Source organism: Streptomyces tardus, from assembly GCF_018101125.2.
Lineage (GTDB): Bacteria > Actinomycetota > Actinomycetes > Streptomycetales > Streptomycetaceae > Streptomyces > Streptomyces tardus.
On sequence record NZ_JAELVF020000004.1, the window covers coordinates 361,971 to 382,981 of the forward strand.

Here is a 21,011-nt window from a genome sequence, read left to right on the forward strand (position 1 = left end):
GCCCGTGCGCTTCCGCCACCCGGACGGCTCGACCGTCCACCTCGCGTACTGCACCAACGTCCATCCGGCCGAAACGCTGGACGGTGTGATCGCCCAGCTCCGCGACCACGCCGAGCCGGTCCGCCGCAGACTCGGCCGGGACCGACTCGGCATCGGGCTGTGGCTCGCCCACCCGGCCGCCGAGGCGCTCGTCGCCGACCGGCGGCGGCTGGACCGGCTGCGCGGCGAACTCGACAGGCGCGGGCTGGAGGTCGTCACGCTCAACGGCTTCCCCTACCAGGGTTTCGGAGACGAACGCGTCAAGTACCGGGTGTACCGGCCGGACTGGACCGAACCCGAGCGCCTGCGGCACACCGTCCGCCTCGCCGAACTGCTGGCGGAGCTGCTGCCCGAGGACGTCACCGAGGGCACCATCTCCACTCTGCCACTCGCCTGGCGCACCGACTTCGACGCCGAGCGCCTGGCCGTCGCTCATGAACAACTCCACGTTCTGGCAAGGGAGTTGGACGCGCTGGAGGCCCGTACCGGCCGCCGGATCCGGATCGGGCTGGAACCCGAACCGGGCTGCACCGTGGAGACCACCGCCCAGGCGGTGGCAGCGCTGCGGGCACCGGGCGCGCCGCCGGTCGACCGGATCGGGATGTGTCTGGACACCTGTCATCTGGCCACCGCCTTCGAGGACCCCGGGACCGCCGTCGCCCTTCTGGACGAGGCACGGGTGCCGGTCCACAAGGTGCAGCTCTCCGCGGCCCTCCACTCCGCCCGGCCGCACGATCCGCAGGAGCGCGCGGCGCTGGAGCGCTTCGTCGAACCGCGCTTCCTGCACCAGACCCGCGTCGCCGCGCCGGGGGGCGTGCGCGGCGCAGACGACCTCGACCTGGCACTGGCCGGCGAGCACGCGCTGGCGACCGACGGACCGTGGCGGGTCCACCTCCACGTGCCGCTGCACGCGGAGCTGGAGCCGCCGCTCACCTCCACCCTCCAGGTGCTGCGCGAAACGCTCGGCCACCTCCTCGGCGGCCCGCGCGCCCGTACCCACCACCTGGAGGTGGAGACCTACACCTGGCAGGCGCTTCCGGAGGGCCTGCGCCCCACCGACGCCGACGAGCTTGCCGACGGCATCGCCGCCGAACTCGTCGTCGCCCGCGACCTGTTGACCGACCTCGGACTCAAGGAGCAGTCGTGACCACACCCCGAGTCCAGCCACTGCTGGTCCTCGACGTCGTCGGGCTCACCCCGGCGCTGCTGACCCACATGCCGCGTCTGCGGGCCCTCGCCTCCGGCGGCACCTCGGCGCCGCTGCGCACCATCCTCCCCGCGGTCACCTGCGCCGCCCAGTCCACCTTCCTGACCGGAAAACTCCCGGCCGACCACGGCATCGTCGGCAACGGCTGGTACTTCCGCGAACTCGGCGACGTACTGCTGTGGCGCCAGTACAACGCGCTCGTGGGCGGCGACAAGATCTGGCACACCGCCCGCGAACGCCGTCCCGGCTACACCGTCGCCAACGTCTGCTGGTGGTACGCGATGGGCGCCGACACCGACTGGACCGTCACCCCGCGCCCCATCTACTACGCCGACGGGCGCAAGGAGCCCGACTGCTACACCCGCCCGCCCGAGCTGCACGACGAACTGGTCGACAAGCTCGGCGAGTTCCCGCTCTTCACCTTCTGGGGACCGCGGGCCGGACTGACCTCCTCGCAGTGGATCATCGACGCCACCCGCCATCTGCTGCACACGCGCAGGCCCGACCTGACCCTGGCCTACGTACCGCACCTGGACTACGACCTCCAGCGCTTCGGCCCCGACGACCCCCGCTCGCACGCCGCCGCGCGCGAGATCGACACCGCGCTCGGCCCGCTGCTCGACGACGCCCGCGAGCTGGGCCGCCGGGTCGTGGTGCTGTCGGAGTACGGCATCACCGCCGTCGACCGCCCGGTCGACATCAACCGGGCGCTGCGCCGTGCCGGACTCGTCGAGGTGCACACCCAGGACGGCATGGAGTACCTGGACCCCGCCACCTCGCGGGCGTTCGCCGTCGCGGACCACCAGCTGGCGCACGTCTACGTACGCGACCCCGCCGACCGGGCCACCGTCCGCGAGGTGCTCGAAGAGCTCCCCGGCGTCGCCGAACTCCTCGACGAGACCGGCAAGAAGGACCACGGCCTGGACCATCCGCGCGCGGGCGAGTTCGTCGCCGTCGCCGAACCCCGCTCCTGGTTCACCTACTACTACTGGCTCGACGACGAACGGGCCCCGGACTTCGCCCAGTTGGTGGAGATCCACCGCAAGCCCGGCTACGACCCGGTCGAACTCTTCATGGACCCGCAGGACCCCTGGGTCAAGGTGCGGGCGGCCACTGCGCTGGCCCGCAAGAAGGTCGGGATGCGCTACCGGATGGCCGTCGTGCCGCTCGACCCCTCACCGATCCGCGGCAGCCACGGCCGCCTGCCGGACCGGGAGGAGGACGGACCGATGCTCATCTGCTCCGAACCCGAGGCGCTGGACGGCGTCCTCGATGCGGGCGGCGGAGTCCCCGCGACCTCGGTGAAGGACCTGCTGCTCGACCTCTCCGCCACGGGCACCTCACGGGGCTCGTCCTCCTCGGAGCCCTCGCTCCCGGCGGAGGCGCTGCCGAGAGCCATTCCGTCCGGGCCGACCACCAGGACCTGGGGGTTCTCCTGCGACCGTTCATGCATCGGCTGTGTCATACCCCCATTCTGCACCTTGGCGTCCACGGCTGTTCCCGGATGGTCCCGCAGCAGGGGCCGGCGCCGAAGGCGGCGCCGCCCGGACCCATGGGCACGCGCGCGCCGGGGCCCGTCAGGCATCGGTCGCACGTCGCGGATGCCGGGCAGACGCACCGGGTGGCGGTCAGGCGTTGCGGCGCAGGCGGTAGCCGAGCGCGGCCAGGCCGAGCCCCAGCGAGGCGAGACCGGCGCCCAGGGGCAGCACGGGCAGCAGCGGTTCGCCGCCGCGCATCGCCAGGCTCTCTTCCGCGCGGGTGTCCTCCGCGCCGTCGTCCGGGCCCTCGGCGACGGACGGTGCTCCTGCCGTGCTCGGCGCCTCGGGCACGTTCAGTGCGCCCTGCGGCGGTCCGTTGCCCGCGTCCTCCGGCTGCCCGGAGCGGGGGCGGAGCTCGGACGGCTCAGGGGTCGCGCCGGTCGTCGGCGGCTCGTCGCCGGAGGAGGGCGGCGGCGTGCACGTCGTCGCGGGTGACGACGCCGTCGACGCCCTCGTGGCCCTCGGCCGCGCCCGGCGGCAGTGCGCGGCGCATCTGCTCCAGCTGGGTGCGGGCCGCCCGTACGGCGTTGTCGAAGGCCGGCGCGCTCCCCCGGTGGCGCGGGTCCGCTCATGCGTCGGGCCGGGGCCGGCCCCGGCCCGACGCATGAGCGGACCCGCGCCACCGGGGGAGCGCGCCGGCCTTCGACAACGCCGTACGGGCGGCCCGCAGCGATCCTGCTGCGGGACCATCCGGGAACAGCCGTGGACGCCAAGGTGCAGAATGGGGGTATGACACAGCCGATGCATGAACGGTCGCAGGAGAACCCCCAGGTCCTGGTGGTCGGCCCGGACGGAATGGCTCTCGGCAGCGCCTCCGCCGGGAGCGAGGGCTCCGAGGAGGACGAGCCCCGTGAGGTGCCCGTGACGGAGATGGTCGAGCAGCCCGCGAAGGTCATGCGAATCGGCAGCATGATCAAGCAGTTGCTGGACGAGGCGAGCCGGGCGAGGCTGAAGGAGATCCACGCCAGCTCGGTCAAGGAGCTCGAGGACGGACTCGCGCCGGAGCTGATCGGCGAGCTGGAGCGCATCTCGCTGCCGTTCACCGACGAGGTCGAGTTCGCCGGCTACACCCACGGCACCGGTGACATCTCGATCCGGCAGCTCAAGCGGCTGCTCCGCGAGAACGGTCTGCGCGCCGCACTGGACCGCCGCTCCTTCCTCGGCGTCGCGGCGGGCGCCGGCGCCCGCCGCGACGCCGAGGAAGGAGCGGCGGTCCAGTGCGGCGCGCAGACCGTTCTCGCGGAGCAGCCGCTTGAGCTGCCGGATCGAGATGTCACCGGTGCCGTGGGTGTAGCCGGCGAACTCGACCTCGTCGGTGAACGGCAGCGAGATGCGCTCCAGCTCGCCGATCAGCTCCGGCGCGAGTCCGTCCTCGAGCTCCTTGACCGAGCTGGCGTGGATCTGGCGCTGATCGTGCCGAACATCAAGGACGCGCACACCAAGACGCTGCCGGAGCTGTCCACCGCCCTGAGCGACCTGGTCTCCACCGCCCGCGAGGGCAAGACCTCCCCGGCGGACATGCAGGCCGGGACGGTGACCATCACCAACGTCGGCGTCTTCGGCGTCGACTCCGCCATGCACCGATCCTCCGACCGCTACGACAGTCTGCGCGCCGCACTGGACCGCCGCTCCTTCCTCGGCGTCGCGGCGGGCGCCGGCGCCGCCGCGCTGCTGGCCGGCGCGGCAAGCCCCGCGCAGGCGAGCGGGTTCGGCAGACAGCGCCTGCTCCCCAAGGGGCGTCTGGGCATCCAGCTCTACACGCTGCGGGACCAGGTCCAGGAACTGGGCTTCGGCCCGGTCTTCGAGGAACTCGCCCGCCACGGGTACGACGAGGTCGAGTTCGCCGGCTACACCCACGGCACCGGTGACATCTCGATCCGGCAGCTCAAGCGGCTGCTCCGCGAGAACGGTCTGCGCGCCATCGGCAGTCACGTCGGCTACCACGCCGACGGCGGCGACCCGAACGCGTACACCTTCGCCACCCAGCTGGAGAAGGTGCTGGACGACGCCGCCGAACTGGGCGTTCCCTACATCGGCACACCCAACAACCCCAACCGCTACGGCGACACCGTCGACGGCTGGAAGCGCGCCGCCGAGGAGTTCAATGTCTACGGCGCCGCTGCCCGAAAGCGGGGCCTCGCCTTCTACCAGCACAACCACAGCGAGGAGTTCAGCTTCGCCCTGGACGCACCCGACGTCCGCCTCTACGACCTGCTGATGGCCGAGACCGACCCGAAGCTGGTCAAGCTGGAGCTGGACATCTACTGGGCGTTCGTCGCGCAGCACCGCTTCAGCAAGCGTCCCGACGGGACCCCGGACCCGCTGGACCCGCTGAAGTACGTGCTGGCCGACCCCGACCGCTTCCCCCTCTTCCACGTCAAGGACGGCGAGCACGACGAGGCGCTGCCCGAGGGGTATGTGCAGACGGACGTCGGTTACGGCGACCTCGACTACGTCGACTTCATCTCGGCCGTCGCCAGGGGCCGTCGCCGCCGCTACCACCACTGGCTCGTCGAGCGCGACGACGCTCCCGACCCGAACTCCAACCCTGCCGGCTCCCTGAGCACCGCCCGACGTTCGGCCGAGTACCTGCGCTCCCTGCGCTGCCGTCCCGGCCACTGATCCGGCCACCGGCCCGCGAGAGCCGCTGACGGACACCGCACCCGAGCGGCGGGGCACCCCTGTGGGAAGCCAGTCGCTCGGGTGCGGTGCGACCGCGCTTCCGCGACCCGCCCCTGCCGCCGCTGTGCAGATCGGCGCGGTGAAGAGCGGGGGAGGCGGCCCGACGACGGAACGGTGAGCCGGCCCGTCCGGAAATTCGGGCAAATCGGAAACCAGTGATCGAATCGTCCGGCAATCGGGGTGAGAAGCACTCCGGGGGCTTGGTATTGTTGTCCTCGTCGCCGCGGCCCAGGTCGCGACGCTCACCGGTCCGGGTGGCGGAATGGCAGACGCGCTAGCTTGAGGTGCTAGTGCCCTTTATCGGGCGTGGGGGTTCAAGTCCCCCCTCGGACACAGCGAAGGACCTCCACCTCGGTGGAGGTCCTGTTTCGTTGTGTGGCCGGCCGGCCGGTCGGCCGCGTTACGTTCGTGCGCGGCCCGTCCGCCACGCCGCGCCCGCCACCGGGCGCACCAGGGGAGTGGTCACCGCCATGAGACGCCGCCGTCGCAGTGCGCCCCCGCCCGCGCCGCTGGAGCAGCGGTACGGCATCGACCCGGTGAGGCTGAGGCTGCCGCCCGATCCCGAACACCGCTGGCCGACGGTGGTGGACCATCTGCGCGAGCGGTACGGCGAGTTCGCCGGCGCCGCCGAGTTCGACCTGATGGTCGAGGGGGGCAGGTTCGTCACCGCGGGCGGGCCGGTCGACGACCGCACCCGGTACGAACCGGGTCTGTACGTCTGGTTCCACCGGGACTTCGCACCGGAGGAACCGGTGCCGTTCCCGGTCGGCGTGGTCCATCGAGACGAGCGGATCGTCGTCGCCGACAAGCCGCACTTCCTCGCCACCACGCCCCGGGGCAGCCACATCACCGAAACCGCCCTGGCCCGGCTGCGCCGCGAACTCTCGCTGCCCGAACTCCAGCCCGCCCACCGCCTCGACCGGCTCACCGCGGGCCTGGTGCTCTTCGTCGTCCGCCCTGCGGACCGGGGCGCCTACCAGTCGCTCTTCCAGCACCGCAGGGTCCGCAAGGAGTACGTGGCCGTCGCCCGCCACGACTCTGCGCTGACGTTCCCGAGGACCGTCCGCAACCGCATCGAGAAGGTTCCGGGCAGGCTCGCCGCTGTGGAGGTGCCGGGCGAGCCCAACAGTGAAAGCCGTATCGAACTCCTCGGCCGCCGTGACGGGTTGGCCGGCTACCGGCTGCTGCCCACCACCGGCCGAACCCATCAGCTGCGGCTGCACATGAGCGGCCTCGGTCTGCCCCTGCTGCACGACCCGCTCTTCCCCGATCGTCGTCCCCGTCCCGACCGGCTCCGTCCCGCCCTGAGCCGTCCCGACCCGTCCACCGCGCCACCAGGCCCCGACGCGGTGCGCCACGGTGTCGACGACTGGGACCGTCCGCTCCAACTCCTCGCCCGCACACTGGAGTTCACCGACCCCGTGACCGGTGAGGAGGTCCGGTGCACCAGCCGGCTCCGTCTCGCCCGCTGGCCCCTGGCCGACTGACCCGTGCTCCGCGACCCCACGGCACGGACAACCCCCACGCGCCCCACGCGCCGCCCGCCGTACGTCACGCGCCGCACGAGCCGCCCGCGTCGTACGTCGGCCTGCTGTGCGTGCCGCACGCCGAGCGGCCCCGGACTCGGTGGGAGTCCGGGGCCGCTCGGAAACGTCGGCAGAGCGGTGAGCCCTACTTGCCTTCCGGCATCTCGCCCTTCTTCATCATGGTCGGGACGCAGGTCGGCAGCGGAGCGTCGTTCTGCACCCAGCGCGCGGCGACCCAGCCGGAGCGGTTGGCGAGCTTGAACCACAGGCGGTTGTCCTGGACGTTCTCACTGGCGGCCTGGCAGCGGAGCTGGACGCGCGCGCCGTAGGCGTAGGAGCCGAGCTTGGCGGACTGTGTGGTCGGGTAGGCCCGGATGATCACGCCGGTACGGGCGATCACGGTCCCCCCGACGGCCCGGACCTGCTCGGCCTGCGGCGCGGGGGCCTTGTCGGCACCGTGGGTGTTGGCCACGGCCGGCACAGAACCCATCAGGCCCGCGGCGAGCGCACCTGCGGCCAGTCCGGCGGCGATCTTCCGATTGAGCTGCATAGCCCTGTCTCCTTGTCGAGCGTGCGAAGGAACGACGATCGGGAGCCGCCGCCGACGCGGCGAGGCGCGTCTCCCGCAGACGACAATGCGGCCCCGGCCCCCGCGTCCGCCCCGCACCCGCCCTGCATCCGCTCGCTCGTGCTCTGCCGTCCGGTCTCGCACGGAGTGGTCGCGTACGTGGCGCGGCTGGATCGCGCGCCGTGCAGGGCCGATGCGGGACGGTCGAACCGACGCCTCGCTCCGCGCACATCATGACGCAACCTCAGATGACGCCGTATCAGGTCTGTGAGCATGTCTGTTGCGGCGTCAGATGGGTTCAAATGCCCGTGTAATGCACGCAGTTGGCGATGAGGAGTGTCACGTTCCGATCACTGTGAGATTGTGAGTGTTCATCATGGGCAATGTTTGATCGCTTGGCCCCGCAGCTTGATCACTCTGGAGATCCCGCATGGAGAACGACCTCGTCATGAACGACGCCTCAGGTCCGGCGTTCGACGAGACACAGGTTCCGCTGTACTACTCACGCAAGACCAAGGACATCCTCCACAAGTACGGCCCCGGCCCCCGCGTCCACTTCCATCTGGGTCTCTTCGGCAAGGACGAGGCGCCGAACACCACCGTCGCGCAGGACGTGCTGCGACGCCGTATCACCGACTCGCAGGAGAGAGTGCTGACGCACGCCGCGCAGCAGTGGCGCGTCGACCACCGGCCGAGCGCCGAGATCCTGGACATCGGCTGCGGGCTGGGCGGGGGGTCGATCTTCTGGGCGCAGAAGCACGGCGCCTCCGTGCAGGGGCTGACAGTGGCCGAGGATCACATACCCGTCATCGAGGACCTCGCTCGTCGGGCGGGAGTCTCCGACCGGGTGCGGGCGCGCGCCCAGGACGTGCACGAACTGGACGAGGAGTCCCGCTACGACGGCGCCGTCGCCATCGAGAGCTCCGGCTACATGGACCGCGAGCGGTTGTTCGCGGTGGCTGCGAAGGCGCTGCGTCCGGGCGGGTGGTTCGGCATCCAGGAGCACTTCATCTGCCGTCCCGAGTGGACCGAGTTCATCGACGCGTACTACAAGACGCGGCTCGGCACCCTCACCGAGTACATCCGGTCCGCCCGCCAGGCCGGTCTCGAGCTGGAGCAGGACGAGGACATCACCGACGGCGTAGCCGAGTTCTGGGTCCAGTCGATGGCGTGGAGCACCGCCGAGCTGGAGCGGGCGGAGCGCACCGGCGAGCCCTCGCCGATCAAGCGCGAGCGGCTGACGGAGTCCGCGCTCACCCACGGCAAGCTCTTCCGGATCTGGCGCGACCACGCGGTGGAGACCCGGCTGCTGCTCTTCCGCAAGGGGAGCTGAACATGCCTGCGCCCACCGGCCGTGAACCGGCCATCGGCTGGCGACTGCCGCCGTTCTACTGTCCCGACGAGCGCGGCGAACTGCTGCACCCCGAAGTGGAGAAGATCGAGCAGCGGGCGCTGGCCTGGGTCGACGAGTTCGACGTCTACCCGAACGCCACCGAACGCGCCTGGGGTCTGGCCTGCAACGCGGTCGACTACAGCTGCCGGATGGCGCCGCGGGGCGACCAGGACATCCTGCTCCTGTTCATCCTCTGGAACTACTGGGCCACCGCCCTCGACGACTGGCACGACAGCGGCGACGAGGGCACCGGCGCGGCCGACATCACCGACCACAGCGCCCGGTTGATCCGCGCCATCGAAGCCCCGGGCTCCTCGATGCTGCCGCAGTCGCGGCTGACCGCCTCCCTGGACGACCTGGTGCGGCGCAGCAGGGAGCTGCTCTCGCCGTACCAGCTGAGGAGATTCGGCGAGGGTGCCAGGGACTGGCTGCTGGGGGCGTCCTGGCAGACGGCCAACACCGAGCGCGGTGTGATGCCCGCCCTCAACGACTTCGCGGGCATGCGTGGTTCGGTCAACGGCACGCGCTTCACGATGACGTTCGTCGAGGCGGCGGAGGGTATCCACCTTCCGCCGGACGTGCTGTACTCGGCGCCGGTGCAGGCACTCACCGACGCCGCGGGTTTCGTCGTGAGCTGTGACAACGACCTGTTCTCGTTCGCCAAGGAGGACCATCTCGAGGTCCCCGACCAGAATCTGGTCAACGTGCTCATACACGCGCACGGAGGCACCGCGGCGGACGTACTGCCGGAGGCCGTGGCGCTGCGCGACCGGGCGATGTCGCTCTTCCTGCGACTGCGCGCACGACTGAACGAGGAAGGTGACGCCGAACTCCGGCGCTACACCAGCGCGTTGGGCTACTACATCACCGGCTTCATCGAGGGTGAGCGCACCGCACCGCGGTATGCCAGCCCCCGCAACCGGCACCCCCTGCCGGTGCCGGGAGCGGCGTTCGAGATCAGCTACCGGGACACCCCGAGCGACCCGGACCCCGGGCCGCCGCCGATCCCCTCGATCGCCTGGTGGTGGGAGCAGCTGCGCGACTGACCGGAGGCCGCGCACGCCGCACAACGGAGCAGCGGCCGACCGTTCACCGGTCGACCGCTGCTCCGTGCAGAACCTCGTCAGCGCCTCACTTGCCGCCGAACAGCCGCAGCCACAGCGGGCGTTGCTCCTTGCGCCGGTCCGGCTGCTCGGGGGCGGGCCCCGCGGCGGGGTTGGGCGGCGGCAGGGGGACGGAGGACGTCGGCTGCTGCGGCGTCCTGGCGGTGCGGTCCGCCTGGGCGGCGGGTGCCGGCGCGGGAGTGCTCGGCTCCGGCGCGGGTGCCGAGGCGGCCGGCTTGCCGCGACGGTCCTGCGCCGGAGTGAACCGCACCGGCAGGAACCGCAAATGACGTGACATCAGCGACGAGTCCCAGACCAGCTCGGTCTCGTTCACCCCCAGGCCCAGATCGGGCAGTCGGGCGAGCAGCACGTCGATGCCGGTGTCCGCGATCGCCCGGCCGATGTCCTGGCCGGGGCACTCGTGCGGCCCGCTGCTGAAGGCCAGGTGGGAGCGGTTGCCGTGCACCGGCTGCGAGAGATCCGGCCGGATCTCCGGGTCGGTGTTGCCGGCGGCGAGCCCCAGCAGCAGCAGGTCACCGGTCTTGATCTGCTGACCGCCGAGCGTGGTGTCGCCGGTGGCCCAGCGACCGAGCACGGTCGACAGCGGCGGTGCGTCCCACAGCACCTGCTCCAGAGCGTCCGGCAGCGTCATGTGACCGCCCGACAGGCTGGCCCGGAAGCGCCGGTCGGTGAGGACCATGAGCAGCGTGTTGACGATCAGGTTGGCGGTCGTCTCGTACGCCGCGATCAGGACGAGCCGCAGGTGCTCGGTGACCTCGTCCGTGCTGAGCGCCGACTCGTGCTCGATCAGCCAGGTGGCGAAGTCGTGGCCCGGCTCGGCCTGCTTGCGCTCCACCAGCTGCCGCAGCGCGGCGGTGACGTAGTCGTTGCTCTCCACCGCCGTGTCGGTGCCCTTTATGAGGTCGCGGGCCGCCTGCACCAGCCGCGGGCCGTACTCCTCGGGCATGCCCATGAGCTGGGTCATCACCAGCATCGGCAGATGCTCGGCGAACTCGGCGACCAGATCCGACTCACCGGCGTCCACGAAGCGGTCCACCAACTGGTGGGCGAAGCGCGTGACATAGCGCCGCACCCCCCGGCGGTCGAACCGGGCCAGCGAACCGGTGACGGCCGCGCGCAGCCGCTCGTGCTGGGAGCCGTCGACGAAGTGGCACACGGGCTGCCACGCCGTCATCGGCGTCAGCGGGTGGTCCGGCGGCACCATGCCCTCCTGGGCGGCCCGCCAGTGGCGGGAGTCCCGGGAGAAGCGCGAGGGCGTACGGGCGGCGTCGAGGTTCTCCCGGTGGCCGAGCACCAGCCAGGCCGGCAGGTCGCCGTGGACGAGGACGGGCGCGACCTGGCCGTGCTCGGCGCGCAACTCGTCGTAGAGGGCGCTCGGGTCGCCCTCCGCTTCCGGGCCGTAGAGCCTGCGCAGCTGCCCCGGGCCCAGATGGTGGGCGGGGCAGCCCGGCGGCGGAGCGGAGTCATGCGAAGGAATGCTCACGAGACCTCCCGGGTGGCGGCGAGTGAGTGGAGGTAGCGCATCAGGGAGATGAGCACGTCACGGCTGGAGGCCCGGTCCCGCGCGTCGCAGGCGACGATCGGGACGCTGCCGGGCAGGTCCAGCGCGGCGCGCAGCTCGTCCAGTGGGTAGCCGGGCGCGTCGGGGAAGGAGTTGACCGCCACAAGGAACGGGACGCCCCGCTCCTCGAGCCGGCCGATGACGTCGAAGCTCACCTCCAGGCGGCGGGTGTCGATCAGCACGACGGCGCCGAGGGCGCCGTCGAACAGTCCGTTCCACAGGAACCAGAACCGCTGCTGACCGGGGGTGCCGAAGAGGTAGAGGACCAACTCCTCGTTGAGCGATATTCGACCGAAGTCCATCGCGACGGTGGTGGAGGTCTTGCGCTCCACCCCCACGGTGTCGTCGACGCCGACCCCGGCCTGGGTCATCGTCTCTTCCGTCGTCAGCGGACGGATCTCACTGACCGAGCCGACCAGGGTGGTCTTGCCCACGCCGAAGCCGCCCACCACCACCACTTTGACCGCAGCGGTGGCCGTCTCCGGCAGTGCGTCCTCGCTCCGCGGCCCGGCGACCGTCTCAGAGCCTTTGAAGTCCATGGATCACTGCCTCAATCAGTGCGGTGTCGGGGAGTTGAGCCGCGGCCACCGGCGCGCGCGAACGCATCTTGCCGGAGGCGAGGAGGTCGTCGACCAGTACGGTGACGACGCTCATCGGCAGTTCGAGATAGGCGGAGACCTCCGCCACCGACAGTGGCGAGTGGCACATCCGCAGGATGGACGCCGCTTCCGGCTGCATGCCGGCTGTCGGTCCGGACCTGGCCACGATCAGGGTGACCAGGTCGAGCGAGCTGTCCGCGGTGGAGGCGCTACGCCCTCCGGTGATGACGTAAAGCCTCTCGGGCGATCCCTCGTCCCATTCCTGGTCACCCTCTCTCATTCGACCGGTCCGTCATTGCGTGGGGGAGTGCTGAGGTGTTGACCGATCCTGGCGACGAGGTCCCGCATCCGGGCTCCGATCAGCCCGGCGTCCACACCCTCGTCGGCGAGTACAGCGAGGTAGGCGCCCGAGCCCGCGGCCATCAGATAGAAGAAGCCGCCGTCCAGCTCGATGACGACCATGCGCATCTGTCCGTCGCTGCGCGGGAGTTCGGCCGCCACCGCGCCCGCCAGGCTCTGCAGCCCGGCGCAGGCCGCGGCGAGGCGGTCGGCGGTGTCGTCGTCCGAGCCGTGCGCGCCCATCCGCAGTCCGTCGGCCGAAAGCACGACCACATGTCGGGTCTGCGGCACACTGTCGGCGAGGTCCTTGAGCATCCAGTCCAGGTTGGGCCGCTGCTGAATCATGGCTGCTCACTCTTTTCCGAAGACGCTTCACGGTTACTTGTGGCGGGGGAGGACTGGCCGGCACCTTCGCCGGTCACGCCGCTCTGGAACGCGGCCATCCACATACCGGGCTCCACGGGCGGCTGCTCGCTCTTCGCCTCGTCCGGGGCCGGTTCGTGGTGCGCCGGGGTCGTCACGCGGTTGCGGCGCCTGCGCTGCGGTAGCCCGCTGAGCGTGCGGTCGGTGACTTCGGGGATGCTCTCGGGGCCGCTGGGTCGGTCCAGCGGGGTGACGGCGCGGAGCGTGGGCTCGGCCGCGGGTTGTTCGGTCACAGCGGATTTCTCCGGGACCCTGCGGGGACTGGTCGGGCGTGGCCCGGACGAGGCGCCGATACCGTGCGCCCTGCCGGTGGCCGGCGCGGTGGTGATCAGCTCCTGCGGGACGATCAGCACCGCGCGCACGCCGCCGTAGGCGGAGGTGCGCAGCGAGACCTGGAACCCGTACGCCTGGGCCAGACGACCGACCACCGCGAGGCCGAGTCGGGGGGTCTCGCCGAGGTCGTTGACGTCCAGACCGGCCTGGGCCTGCTGGAGCATCCGCTCGGCGCGGGCACGGGCCTCCTCACTGAGGCTGACACCGCCGTCCTCGATCTCGATGGCGATGCCGGACTGGACGTCCACCGCGGTCAGATGGACCTGGGTCTGCGGGGGCGAGTAACGCGTGGCGTTGTCCAGCAGCTCGGCGAGCGCGTGGATCAGCGGCTCCACCGCGGGGCCGACGACGGCGACCTCGGAGACCGAGTGCAGCTCGACCCGCTGGTAGTCGATGATCCGCGACATGCCACCGCGCAGCACGCTGAACAGCGGCACGGGACGGCTCCACTGACGTCCCGGACGGGCACCGCCGAGCACGGCGATGCTGTCCGCCAGACGTCCGATCAGCGCGGTGCCGTGGTCCAGTCGCAGCAGGTCGCCGAAGACCGCCGGGCTCTGGCCGTGCCGGTCCTCCATGCCGCGCAGCTCACTGGCCTGCTGGTGGACGATGGCCTGGACGCGGCGGGAGATGTTCACGAAGGCGCGCTGGGCCGAGTCGCGCAGGTCCTCCTCGGCCGACACCGCGTCCACGACGGTATGCAGCACCGACTGGTGCGCGGCTCTGAACTCCGGGGTGAGCCCGGCGGGAGAGTCGGCGGAGAGGTCTTTGAGCACGTCCTCGGGGAAGTCGCCCTGGCGGAGCCTGCGGACGACGCCCGGCAGCTGCTGCTGCGCCAGACGTGCGGTCTCGGCCTCCTGCCTGGTGAGAGCGGCGTTCCGCTCCTGGACCTCCGCACGCAGCGCCGTGGCCAAACGGCCCCGGCGCGCGGCTTCGGCAGCGGTCACCGCCACGGAGACGGTGGCCGCAAGGCCAATCCAGGCAATCGGCACTCGTGCGTCCGAGGCGACCAGGAAGGTCGCCGCGAGCGCGGCGACCGCGGTCACCGCGGTGGGTAGTACCCAGACGAGAGCCGAGGCGGGCCGGGAACCTCCGGGAGGCGATCCAGCACGACGAGTCATCAGCAGCCTCAACCAACAGAGAAATGTGGGACGACAGGCGAAAGGACAGCATCCGGGCACACCAAACGGACTGGCCGTGAACGCAACCCCCGATGCTGAACCGGAAGCAGCATAACTATGACGACACGTTTATTTACACCGGCTACCTGATCCGACGTCAGTTGATCTTGATCCTGACGTCCACTCAAGTGGCTTGCAAACCAGGCCAATTGGCTAGGAAGTTGATCATGTCGCGTGCCGGAAACGGGTAGTTGGCGTGGTCGGCGCCCCGTCGGTCGTACGCTCTGGTTCATCCCTTCGGGTACGACCGGCACGGGGCCCCGGGGTGCTGCGCACCGACCGAACCCCGGGTGACACCCAGTGACATTCGAGGTCGGTCGGAAGGCCGCGCGGAGGACGGGTGAGGCCCCACGGCCGGACCTCAGCTGTCGCGCCGCCCGGGCGGCAGGCGCACCCTGGGGTCCACGGACAACTCCGTGGACCCCGCCCCTCGGTGCCGAGAGGACTGATTCGAGATGACCGCCCTCCCCGTAATCGCCGCGGTGGACGGCTCCGGGCACAGCCTGCGCGCCCTGGACTGGGCGCTCGCGGCAGCCCTGCAGCGCGGTGTGGAAGTGCTGATCGTGCACGTGTGGTCCTGGCCGCCCAACGCCCACAGCCTCCCGCGCACCGAGCCCATGGCGCCGCCCGCAGGTCAGGACCCCGTTCTGGACTGGGTGCGGGAGCGACTTGCCGAGCGCAAAGCTTTGCCGGAGGTGCGCTACACGACGTTGAGCGGCGCGCCTGCCGCCGCGCTGCCCGACATGAGCAGCCACGGCCAGCTCCTGGTGCTGGGCTCGCGCGGCCGGGGCGGCTTCACCAGCCTGCTGCTGGGCTCCAACGGGCGCGCCACCGCGGCCAGGGCGACCTGCCCGGTCGTCGTCGTCCCGCACCGCGAACGCGCCGGTGAGGCGGGCGCGGAACCCCACGGACGCATGGTGCTGGGCCTCGAACCGGGGGAGACCTCGACGGAGGTGGTGGAGTTCGCGCTGTCAGAGGCCCAGCGGAACGAGGCGCTGCTCCAGGTCGTCACCACCCACGCCGTTCCGTTCTCCACCCTGGCCCTGCTCGGCAACTACCCGGACCCCGGCGAGGGGGAGGGGCCGGCCATCGCGAAGATCGCCGAGGACGCGCAGCGGGAGCGGTTGAGGCCGTTCCTCCAGGGCCGCTTCAAGGACGTCCAGGTCGAGCACATCGTCGCCCCCGGCGATGCCGCCGGCAGGCTGGTGGCGGCATCGGAGTCGGCCGATCTGGTCGTCGTGGGCAAGCACCGCCACCGGTTGCGTCCGCCGTCCTTCTCGCTGGGCTCCGTCGCCAACGCGGTTCTGCTGCACGCCCGTTGCCCGATCGCCGTCGTTCCGGCCGGGAGTCACTGAGTGCCACCTCGCCGTCACTGCCGCGCCGCGGAGGCCGGTTCGCCGAGCGCTCCGGGGTCGGCCCCGGGCGACCGGAGCGGCTTGATCGCGCCGCTCACCGGGTTGGTCGTACGGCGCGTGCGGGACTTCGGCCCGAAACCTAGCGTGGTGCCACACGGCGTGACCGGAATGTCGCACAGGGCGTCCGGGTCGAAGCGCCGAGGAGACGGAGAGGCATCATGCGCCCTGTTCCCCAGCTGCTGTCCGCCCTCGGCGGCGCCGGTTGTCTGCTCGCCCTGGCGGCGGGGCCCGCGACGGCCGCGGACGCGGACGCCAGCCCGCGTCTGGTGGACCCCGGCAGCACGGTGACGGTGCTGGTCAGCTGCGACCGGGTCGAGGGCGACGTGCCGCGGCGCATCGAGGCCCGCTCATCGGCCTTCACCGGGCAGAGCGCACGGCTTGGGCGCGTCACGCCCGAGGAGGAGGACCCCGAGGGCGGGCCGTCCTACCGCGGCCGGGCCAGGATCTCGCAGAAGGCGGAGTTCGACGACTCGCGCCCCGGCGGCCGTACGTCCGAGTGGGACGTGCACGGTGTGTGCCCCGGCGGCGAACAGTGGGCGGCGGCCTTCCGGATCGACGAGACGCCGCCCGCCGCCGAGGACCGAGCCGGCGGGAGCGGGGCGAGTACCGCCGCGGCCGGACGCGAGCGCGACGCCCCGCAGGGCCGTCAGGGCCGGGCCGCGGACGCAACCGGGCCCGTCCGCAACGCCGTTGCCGACGACGGGGGCCAGCGGCAGGTCAGCACCGCGGCGGTCGCGGGCGGTTCCGCGGTGCTGACCGTCGCGGTCGTCGCCGCCGTCTGCTGGCGCCGGCGGTCGGTCGTGGGCCCGCGCTCGGACGCCGACCACCGGTGACTGCCGGCCTGCTCGGCGGCCGGCTGGGAGGCCGGCCGGCGCTGACGGGTTCCGACGGGTTCTGACCTGCGGGAGACGGTGTCGGCCCGGTCTACTTCAGCAGTCGGGACATCCGGCGGTCGGCCAGGGTGCGGCCGTCGGTCTGGCAGGTGGGGCAGTACTGGAGCGACGAATCGCGGAAGGAGACCTCCCGCACCGTGTCGCCGCACACCGGGCACGGCAGCCCCGCCCGGCCGTGCACCCGCATACTGCTCTTCTTCTCGGACTTGAGGTTCTGCGCCGCGAGCCCCCGGGCGCGTTCCACCGCCTCCAGCAGTGTGCCGCGCATCGCCGCGTACAGCGTCTCGATCTCCGAGCCGTCGAGATCGGACGCGAGTCGGTAGGGCGACATCCGGGCCGCGTGCAGGATCTCGTCGGAGTACGCGTTGCCGATGCCGGCGATGACGCTCTGGTCGCGCAGCACGCCCTTGATCCGGTGCCGTCTGCCCCTCAGCAGCTCGGCGAAGGCGGCGACGTCGAAGGTGTCCGAGAGCGGCTCGGGGCCCAGCCGTGCGATACCCGGCACGTCCTCGGGGCTGCGCACGCAGTACACCGCCAGCCGCTTCTGGGTACCGGCCTCGGTGAGGTCGAAGCCGCCGCGTCCGTCCGCGAGCCGCAGCCGCAGTGCGAGCGGCCCCCGTCCGGGCCCGGCGCGGGCGGGCTCCTCGGCGCGCCATCGCAGCCAGCCGGCACGGGCCAGATGGACGACCAGATGCGGTCCGTTCTCCGTGCACAGGTCCAGAAACTTCCCGTGGCGCTCGACCCGGGTGCACACCCGGCCCACCAGCTCCTCCAGCGGCGGGTCCCAGGTCTTGAGCACGTTCACCGCGACAGGCGTCACCGAGGCGATGCGGCACTCCGTCACCGCGTCCGTCAGGTACTGGCGCAACGCCTCGACCTCTGGCAGTTCCGGCATGTCGCCAGTGTCGCGCAGCCCACCGCACCCGGCACCCCGGGCCGCTGAGCCGCGCCCGGCCTCCGGATACGGGCGGTGGCGCGGTGTGCGCGGAGCGGCGCGGGTCAGCCTTCCGCGCGGTATTTGGTGAACTGGTGGATCGCGGCCTGAGCGTGGACGATGCGGTGGTCGGCCAGCGAATCGTCCCAGGCGTAGCGGGAGCTCATGTAGCGGAAGGTGATCGCGGCCCGTGCGGTGCCGGGTCGGCGCCAGGCGGTGCGGCGCGGGCAGCTCCAGACGATGAGTTCGGTCGTGTTGCCCAGCGTCACCAGGGTGATCAGCAGGGACACCGCGAAGAAGAGCAGCCACAGCGGCGTCAGCAGGGCGAAGCCGAGCCAGCCGGCCACGGTGCCCTTGTAGCCGATCAGCGGCGGTTCGCCGCCCGGCTGGTCGATCCGCCAGTACGCTCTGCGGCTGCGCGTGGAGCGCCCGCGCGAGATGTGGCACAGCTGCTCGCCGTGGTCGTCGTAGACCGAGAACTGCTGCGGCTCGCCCTTGGCCAGCGGGTCGGGGTGCACCGAGCAGACCAGCTGCTTGTCGGGGTCGTGCAGGACGAGTACGGGGTGTTCCTCGTCCTGTCGGGCCAGCCTGGCCGTACGGGTCTCCACCTCGGTGACGGTGGTCGGGCCGCCGGCCGGTTCGGGAGAGCTGGTGAAGACCGCTTCGTCCGGGCTCAGCGGGCCGCCGGCCTTCACCAGCCCGACGCGCGCCAGGGCGTTCTCCGCGCGGTGTTCGCCCTCGGGGAGCAGCATGAAGATCTCACCCTCGGGCCAGAGCCCGGCGTGCGATCCGGAGGTGCCGCTCACCTCGACGGTGAAGTTCGACCGGGTCAACGTCCGCTCCCGTCAGTCGGTGCCTCGGGCAGATGCCGCGCCGGGTGGCGACGCCCGTCATGCGCAGATTCTGCCAACTGCCCCCGCCCGCGCAGTAGTCGGGGCGGGCAGAAATCTTCCGAACGGCTGCGGCCGGGTGCGCGCGCAGGCCCGCCTCGCAACCCCCGCGGCGCCTGCTGGGCCACGGCACGTCACCCGTGCGTCGGTTCACCGGGCAGAGCCGCAGACCCTTCAACCGGCGCACATCGGCCCGACGTCGGCCGGCCACCGCACATCCAGCGCGTACGGGGAGGAAGGAGGTCGCGGCAAGTTTTCCGTCCACGAAGCCGTCCAGGCCACAGCCCAGGAGCGCGCCATGACCGCACCCACCGTCCTCTTCCGCCGAACCCCAGTCTTCGACGCCGCCTCGCAGGGCGGCTACACCGTCGCCCTCGCAGCCGGTGACGGTGAGGTGCGCGCCGCGCAGCGACTGCGGTACGAAGTGTTCAGCGCAGAGTTCGGCGCTCGGCTGCCGGGAGCGCAGAACGGTCTGGACAGCGACCGGTTCGACTCCCACTGCGACCATCTGCTCGTCACCGAGAACGCCACCGGCGCCGTCGTCGGCACCTACCGGCTGCTCCCGCCGCACGGCGCCCGCGCGGCCGAAGGGCGTTACGCGGACGCGGAGTTCGACCTCGCCCCGCACGCGCCCCTGCACAACGACCTGGTGGAGGTGGGGCGTTCGTGCGTCCACCCCGACCATCGGGACGGTGCGGTGATCGCGCTGATGTGGGCCGGCATCGCCCGCTATCTGACCGGCAGCGGGCACAACTGGCTCGCCGGCTGCTGCTCCGTACCGCTGGGCGACGGCGGTGCGGTGGCCGCGGAGGTGCTCCGGCGCACCTCCGCCGGGCGCTGGGCGGCGCCCGTCGAGCACCGGCTGCGCCCGCACCGCCCCTGGTTGCCGCCGGTCCCCGACCTCGCGGGGGTTCGGGCCGGGTTCACCGACCCGCCGCCGCTGCCCGCGCTGCTGCGCGGTTATCTGCGGCTGGGCGCCCGAGTCTGTGGGGAGCCCGCCCACGACCCGGAGTTCGACGCCGCCGACTTCTACGTACTGCTCTCGCTCCGCGACACCAACCCCCGCTATCTGCGGCACTTCCTGGGGCTCGCCCCGCGATGATGAATCACCACGGCGGGGCGGCCGGCCCCTGGCTGCCGTCCGCGACCTGCACCGTCGACCACTGTCTGCCGGCGGCCCCACGCACGGCGGGCGCCGCCCGTGTCGCACTGCGGGCCGCCGGTGCCGCGGCGGTGCTGTGTGTCGGGGCGCTCTGCGCGCCACTGTGCGCCTGCGCCGGCCGGCGGGCGCGGTACGCGCTGGTACGGCTGTGGTCCCGGACGCTGCTGCGCGCGCTGGGCGTACGGCTGCGGGTGCGGGGACACCGCGGATCGGGGCCGGCGCTGGTCGTGGCCAACCACATCTCCTGGCTGGACGTGGTGGTGCTGGCGGCGGTGTCCCCGGGGCGGATGCTCGCCAAGGCGGAGGTCGGCCGCTATCCGGTGATCGGGGCTCTGGCCCGCGCCGCAGGCACGGTGTTCATCGAGCGGCAGCGGCTCAAGGAACTGCCGGCAGCGGTGGACCGGGTGGCGCGAGCGCTGTGGGAGGGGGCGACGGTGGTGGCGTTCCCCCAGGGCACCACCTGGTGCGGACAGCGGCAAGGGCCGTTCCGGGCCGCGGTCTTCGACGCCGCCGTCCGCACCGCGGTCCCGGTGCGGCCGGTGGCGCTGAGCTACCGCCAGCCGGGGTTCGCGCCGTCGACGGTGGCGGCATTCGTCGGGGACGACGCGCTGCCGCGCTCGCTGCGGCGCGTGATCGGTGCGGTCGAACTCTCCGTGCGGGCCGAGCTGTTGCCCCCGGTTCGGCCGTCGGCCCACCCGTCCGCAGGGAACCACCCGTCCGCCGGACTCGACTCGTCCGCGGTGCAGGGCGCTGGGGCGTGCGGGCCGGAGGTCGGGAACGAGCGCTGTGGTCGCAGGGCCGCGCGCCGCAGCCTGGCGCAGCTGACCACGGACCTGGTGGTGACCCCGCGTGGGGAGACCGATTACGCTCGTGAACATGACCGCGCTCCGTCAGGGTGACCAGTCCGCAGCCGCCTCCGTCCTTCCGCGCCGAGGGCGGCTGACGCCACGTCAGGCGCGCCTGGTGCGGGCGGTGACCGCCGCGGTGGTGATGGTCGTGGTCGCCGTGGGGATGGTGGTGCGCTTCGCGGCCCAACCCTCGCTGGTGACGCTGGGGTTGTACGGCGTCGCGCTGATCTGCTCCGGCACCGCGATCGTGCTCAGCCGCTGGGGTCGGACCAGGGTCGCCGGAGCGGTGCTGGTTGCCGGAATCGCCGTCGTCGTGGTGATCGAACCGCTGGTGCGGGCCGGCTCCTGACGGTCGG

General features: G+C 72.0%; 18 protein-coding genes, 1 tRNA gene and 4 pseudogenes. 13 read left to right on the top strand and 10 right to left on the bottom strand.

The features are described 5' to 3' along the window. The first annotated feature begins 4 nt into the window (after positions 1–4). Positions 5–1,186: a metabolite traffic protein EboE gene (eboE, locus tag JGS22_RS24100; RefSeq protein WP_211043554.1), complete on the top strand. Its 1,182-nt coding sequence runs from the start codon at positions 5–7 to the stop codon at positions 1,184–1,186. Further along, positions 1,183–2,583: pseudogene (locus tag JGS22_RS24105) on the top strand (alkaline phosphatase family protein); the annotation flags it as partial. The gene eboE and the pseudogene JGS22_RS24105, both read left to right, overlap by 4 nt. On the opposite strand, the pseudogene JGS22_RS26605 reads toward JGS22_RS24105, so the two are convergent. Next, positions 2,571–2,711: pseudogene (locus tag JGS22_RS26605) on the bottom strand (DUF2587 domain-containing protein); the annotation flags it as partial. The pseudogenes JGS22_RS24105 and JGS22_RS26605 sit on opposite strands and share 13 nt — an antisense overlap. 802 nt (positions 2,712–3,513) lie before the next feature. On the opposite strand from JGS22_RS26605, the pseudogene JGS22_RS24110 reads away from it, so the two are divergent. Then, a pseudogene (locus JGS22_RS24110) lies at positions 3,514–3,834 on the top strand (proteasome activator); the annotation flags it as partial. 258 nt (positions 3,835–4,092) lie between these two features. Here the strand turns inward: JGS22_RS24110 and JGS22_RS27500 are convergent. Then, positions 4,093–4,308: pseudogene (locus tag JGS22_RS27500) on the bottom strand (proteasome activator); the annotation flags it as partial. Here JGS22_RS27500 and JGS22_RS24125 point away from each other — a divergent pair. The 3 genes from JGS22_RS24125 to JGS22_RS24135 all read left to right on the top strand — a co-directional run bounded on the left by JGS22_RS24125 (position 4,240) and on the right by JGS22_RS24135 (position 6,953). Next, the gene (locus JGS22_RS24125; RefSeq protein ID WP_372454358.1) at positions 4,240–5,406 is read left to right on the top strand and encodes a sugar phosphate isomerase/epimerase family protein; all 1,167 of its coding nucleotides are present in this window, start codon (positions 4,240–4,242) and stop codon (positions 5,404–5,406) included. The pseudogene JGS22_RS27500 and the gene JGS22_RS24125 sit on opposite strands and share 69 nt — an antisense overlap. Positions 5,407–5,714: 308 nt before the next feature. After that, positions 5,715–5,799, top strand: a tRNA-Leu gene (locus JGS22_RS24130). A 137-nt stretch (positions 5,800–5,936) separates the two neighbouring features. Beyond that, positions 5,937–6,953, top strand: a complete 1,017-nt coding sequence (locus JGS22_RS24135) for a pseudouridine synthase (RefSeq protein ID WP_211043557.1) — start codon at positions 5,937–5,939, stop codon at positions 6,951–6,953. Positions 6,954–7,137: 184 nt separating this feature from the next. On the opposite strand, the gene JGS22_RS24140 is transcribed toward JGS22_RS24135, so the two are convergent. Continuing rightward, complete coding sequence (locus tag JGS22_RS24140) at positions 7,138–7,542, bottom strand: SH3 domain-containing protein (RefSeq protein WP_216815148.1); 405 nt, start codon at positions 7,540–7,542, stop codon at positions 7,138–7,140. 448 nt (positions 7,543–7,990) lie between these two features. On the opposite strand from JGS22_RS24140, the gene JGS22_RS24145 reads away from it, so the two are divergent. Together JGS22_RS24145 and JGS22_RS24150 are read left to right on the top strand one after the other, a co-directional pair. Next, complete coding sequence (locus JGS22_RS24145) at positions 7,991–8,893, top strand: SAM-dependent methyltransferase (protein WP_211043617.1); 903 nt, start codon at positions 7,991–7,993, stop codon at positions 8,891–8,893. Between the two features lie 2 nt (positions 8,894–8,895). Next, positions 8,896–9,999, top strand: coding sequence for a terpene synthase family protein (locus tag JGS22_RS24150; RefSeq protein WP_211043615.1), 1,104 nt, complete (start codon positions 8,896–8,898; stop codon positions 9,997–9,999). 85 nt (positions 10,000–10,084) lie between these two features. Here the strand turns inward: JGS22_RS24150 and JGS22_RS24155 are convergent, their stop codons facing one another. Genes JGS22_RS24155 through JGS22_RS24175 form a run of 5 tightly spaced genes read right to left on the bottom strand, consistent with a single transcriptional unit; the run spans position 10,085 to position 14,453 of the window. Beyond that, entirely contained in the window at positions 10,085–11,560 is a 1,476-nt protein-coding gene (locus JGS22_RS24155; protein ID WP_308405874.1) for a cytochrome P450, read from the bottom strand. Then, the gene (locus JGS22_RS24160; RefSeq protein ID WP_211042688.1) at positions 11,557–12,177 is read right to left on the bottom strand and encodes a GTP-binding protein; all 621 of its coding nucleotides are present in this window, start codon (positions 12,175–12,177) and stop codon (positions 11,557–11,559) included. The genes JGS22_RS24155 and JGS22_RS24160 overlap by 4 nt, the downstream gene beginning before the upstream one ends. Continuing rightward, positions 12,158–12,517 (bottom strand): DUF742 domain-containing protein, encoded by a 360-nt coding sequence (locus JGS22_RS24165; protein WP_211042697.1) that lies wholly within the window; start codon positions 12,515–12,517, stop codon positions 12,158–12,160. Before JGS22_RS24165 ends, JGS22_RS24160 begins: the two co-directional genes overlap by 20 nt. Next, entirely contained in the window at positions 12,514–12,921 is a 408-nt protein-coding gene (locus tag JGS22_RS24170) for a roadblock/LC7 domain-containing protein (protein ID WP_211042699.1), read from the bottom strand. The genes JGS22_RS24165 and JGS22_RS24170 overlap by 4 nt, the downstream gene beginning before the upstream one ends. Further along, a complete protein-coding gene (locus tag JGS22_RS24175) occupies positions 12,918–14,453 on the bottom strand; it encodes a sensor histidine kinase (RefSeq protein ID WP_211042701.1) in 1,536 nt (511 codons plus the stop codon). Before JGS22_RS24175 ends, JGS22_RS24170 begins: the two co-directional genes overlap by 4 nt. Positions 14,454–14,968: 515 nt before the next feature. On the opposite strand from JGS22_RS24175, the gene JGS22_RS24180 reads away from it, so the two are divergent. Together JGS22_RS24180 and JGS22_RS24185 are read left to right on the top strand one after the other, a co-directional pair. After that, positions 14,969–15,868 (top strand): universal stress protein, encoded by a 900-nt coding sequence (locus JGS22_RS24180; RefSeq protein WP_211042703.1) that lies wholly within the window; start codon positions 14,969–14,971, stop codon positions 15,866–15,868. A gap of 218 nt (positions 15,869–16,086) precedes the next feature. Next, complete coding sequence (locus tag JGS22_RS24185) at positions 16,087–16,761, top strand: hypothetical protein (RefSeq protein WP_211042705.1); 675 nt, start codon at positions 16,087–16,089, stop codon at positions 16,759–16,761. Positions 16,762–16,852: 91 nt separating this feature from the next. On the opposite strand, the gene JGS22_RS24190 is transcribed toward JGS22_RS24185, so the two are convergent. Further along, a complete protein-coding gene (locus tag JGS22_RS24190) occupies positions 16,853–17,716 on the bottom strand; it encodes an Fpg/Nei family DNA glycosylase (protein ID WP_211042707.1) in 864 nt (287 codons plus the stop codon). Between the two features lie 104 nt (positions 17,717–17,820). After that, on the bottom strand, positions 17,821–18,588 hold the full coding sequence (locus tag JGS22_RS24195; RefSeq protein ID WP_211042710.1) for a hypothetical protein: 768 nt from the start codon (positions 18,586–18,588) through the stop codon (positions 17,821–17,823). A 355-nt stretch (positions 18,589–18,943) separates the two neighbouring features. On the opposite strand from JGS22_RS24195, the gene JGS22_RS24200 reads away from it, so the two are divergent. The 3 genes from JGS22_RS24200 to JGS22_RS24210 are packed head-to-tail and all read left to right on the top strand — an operon-like array spanning position 18,944 to position 21,004. Continuing rightward, positions 18,944–19,747 carry a GNAT family N-acetyltransferase gene (locus JGS22_RS24200; protein WP_211042712.1) on the top strand — a complete coding sequence of 268 codons (804 nt, stop codon included), beginning with the start codon at positions 18,944–18,946 and terminating at the stop codon, positions 19,745–19,747. Beyond that, positions 19,744–20,706, top strand: a complete 963-nt coding sequence (locus JGS22_RS24205; protein WP_211042721.1) for a lysophospholipid acyltransferase family protein — start codon at positions 19,744–19,746, stop codon at positions 20,704–20,706. Before JGS22_RS24200 ends, JGS22_RS24205 begins: the two co-directional genes overlap by 4 nt. Next, a complete protein-coding gene (locus JGS22_RS24210) occupies positions 20,684–21,004 on the top strand; it encodes a hypothetical protein (RefSeq protein ID WP_211042723.1) in 321 nt (106 codons plus the stop codon). Before JGS22_RS24205 ends, JGS22_RS24210 begins: the two co-directional genes overlap by 23 nt. Positions 21,005–21,011: the final 7 nt, after the last annotated feature.